General features: G+C 58.1%; 1 protein-coding gene and 1 pseudogene. One reads left to right on the plus strand and one right to left on the minus strand.

Going from position 1 to position 372, the window contains the following annotated elements; translation table 11 throughout:
* A partial coding sequence (locus V3C85_RS19420) for a YgjP-like metallopeptidase domain-containing protein (protein ID WP_445941960.1) occupies positions 1–168 on the minus strand: 168 nt, incomplete at its 3' end.
* Between V3C85_RS19420 and V3C85_RS00160 the strand changes: the two are divergent.
* Positions 145–372, plus strand: a pseudogene (locus V3C85_RS00160) (hypothetical protein); the annotation flags it as partial. The gene V3C85_RS19420 and the pseudogene V3C85_RS00160 overlap by 24 nt on opposite strands.

Raw genomic sequence — 372 nt, forward strand, 5'->3', positions numbered from 1 at the left:
TTCATGCCGCGATGAGCCATTGTTATGAACCAGAAGTCGAAGTGGTTTTCCAAAGACGTAATGCGTCTCGCCGGAAACATATTGGCGATCTGACTGTCGGGCCTGTCCTTCGAACTCTCTTTGCTTCCTCTTGATCCATCGGAGATGCAGGGCCGCGACTACACCGATCTGCCGCTGCTAGCCCTGCTGTTGGCCGTCTGGCGTCGCAAGCCAAAGACCAAGTTCTATGTTCACTCCCCCTCTCGCGGTTTGAAGGCAAACCGCTGCCGGGCAGCGGACCAGGGGTCCCAGTTCACCGGCTACGAGTGGCAGGAGTTCCTGGAACAGCACAATCTCGCTCCCAGCATGAGCCGCCGAGCGAACTGCTGGGAC

Source organism: Pseudotabrizicola sp. L79 (genome assembly GCF_036553525.1).
GTDB lineage: Bacteria > Pseudomonadota > Alphaproteobacteria > Rhodobacterales > Rhodobacteraceae > Pseudotabrizicola.